Annotated in this window: 3 protein-coding genes and 1 tRNA gene; all 4 read right to left on the bottom strand. The window is 55.5% G+C overall.

The window, feature by feature from the left end; translation table 11 throughout:
* Positions 1 to 21: 21 nt before the first annotated feature.
* Positions 22 to 98, bottom strand: a tRNA-Arg gene (locus V6D20_04820).
* Between the two features lie 172 nt (positions 99 to 270).
* Complete coding sequence (locus V6D20_04815) at positions 271 to 498, bottom strand: hypothetical protein (protein HEY9815115.1); 228 nt, start codon at positions 496 to 498, stop codon at positions 271 to 273.
* 69 nt (positions 499 to 567) lie between these two features.
* Positions 568 to 882, bottom strand: coding sequence for a hypothetical protein (locus V6D20_04810; GenBank protein ID HEY9815114.1), 315 nt, complete (start codon positions 880 to 882; stop codon positions 568 to 570).
* Between the two features lie 259 nt (positions 883 to 1,141).
* A partial coding sequence (locus tag V6D20_04805) for a hypothetical protein (protein HEY9815113.1) occupies positions 1,142 to 1,598 on the bottom strand: 457 nt, incomplete at its 5' end.

Raw genomic sequence — 1,598 nt, 5'->3', positions numbered from 1 at the left:
CGATGTACTGCAAATAGAACTTGGCTTCCCCGGCAGGACTTGAACCTGCAACCACCTGCTTAGAAGGCAGGTGCTCTATCCAGTTGAGCTACGAGGAAATACGTTGCTCCAGACCGGAAACTGGAGCATTTGGCCGGTTTTGAGGCCGCCTCTTTGTACTGCTCTTTGGGAGTACTTTGGCGGCACCTCCCAAGCCCTTGGTGATGCTTATGGCATCATACAAACTCTCAGATCAGCAGCGCAAGTGGAAGTTCCTAGGAACAATCGGCATCAATCGAAGCTACTACGGATTGCGTCAGCGTACTTTTCCCGGTACACGTCAACTACCTTTTTTGCGTCAATCAATCCGAGATTCGCGTGACCTTTGATCAGGCGTATGGCCGTGACAGGCAGCCTTGCCTTAACCAATTCTGTGAGGGCTTGGTCAATGTACGGAGGTATCACCAGCTCATCGCCATTGACCGCGAACACTTCATGCGTACCTTTGTACTCGACCATAGCCAGCCCCCTCAGCAGTTGATGATAGTACCCTTCGCGTACCTGGTTGTAGACGGACTACCCCTATTGCTACATGTAGTCAGGGCTGTCCACCAACAACTCCGATTCGATGATCGGCATGAGTTCTCCTAGCGCATCCTGCGTACGCTCGACAGGGGCAAACAGTTCCAGACTGTGCGAGAACTTCTCCGACTTCAGCCTACCGGATGCCTTATCCCTGCCAACCCGCTTGATGAAGTTGTCCTTGGGGTGACACTTGGCGACGGCATACCGGACATGGAACTTGTCCAGCAGTTCGATGGCAACAGTTGCCCCTCCATTGGGGGCAACTTGTCCATTACGTTCGGGACGTAGATGGATGATGAAAGGGGCAACAGTACTCATGTGAGTGTTCTCCTACACGGTCATGGATTTGGGTTCAGGGGTGTTGCCGCAGCCGTCACACAAGAAGAGCACGGGGCAGCACCTGCCGGTTGCGCCTGCGGCGTGGCGCATCCATCCTGCCTTGTGCTCATTGCACCCATCACACTTGTTTACTGTGCGGTAGTCCAGATCCGACGCACGTTCAACAGGCTCGCCATCGTAGTCAGAGTACAGGTGCATGACAGCCTCCTTTCAGGAGTGTGATGTTCTTAGGAACAGCTCAGGCCGCAGCAGCAGCCGCCGCCTTGAGCGCCGTGTGTTGCATCTCCAATTCAGCCCAGAGTTCCTGCACCAGCAGCAGCGCGCCTCCAACCTCGGACACGTCTCCATCCTCAACCACCTTCGCAGCGAGGACGGTGGCCGTGTTCATGCTGGACTTGAACTTCTCGTAGTTGCTCTTCTCCTCGGCGTGAGCTGCGATCTCTTGCTCAACGGCAGTCTTGCCCTTGACCTTGCCGTCCGCATCGACAAGCGAGATGTCGAGCGCAGCCGCCTTGGTGAGCACCGACTTGCACACACGATAGGTGCTGTTCTCGCCCATCTTGACCTTGTGATCCTTGTCGGCAGCCTTCTCCTCTTGCGTGAAGGCACCCTTGAGTTCCTTCACACCCTTGCTGGAGTGCTTGCCCGACTCGATGCAGAAATTGACCAGCGAGTTCCAGAGGCCCGCGCCTTTC

Source organism: Candidatus Obscuribacterales bacterium (assembly GCA_036703605.1).
Classification (GTDB): Bacteria; Cyanobacteriota; Cyanobacteriia; order RECH01; family RECH01; genus RECH01.
This window is presented reverse-complemented; position numbering and strand designations above follow the sequence as displayed.

What these genes read in the sequence shown, in the direction of transcription:
- V6D20_04815 (HEY9815115.1), bottom strand. Translation starts at nt 498, where the DNA reads ATGGTCGAGTACAAAGGTACGCATGAAGTGTTCGCGGTCAATGGCGAT.
- V6D20_04810 (HEY9815114.1), bottom strand. Translation starts at nt 882, where the DNA reads ATGAGTACTGTTGCCCCTTTCATCATCCATCTACGTCCCGAACGTAAT.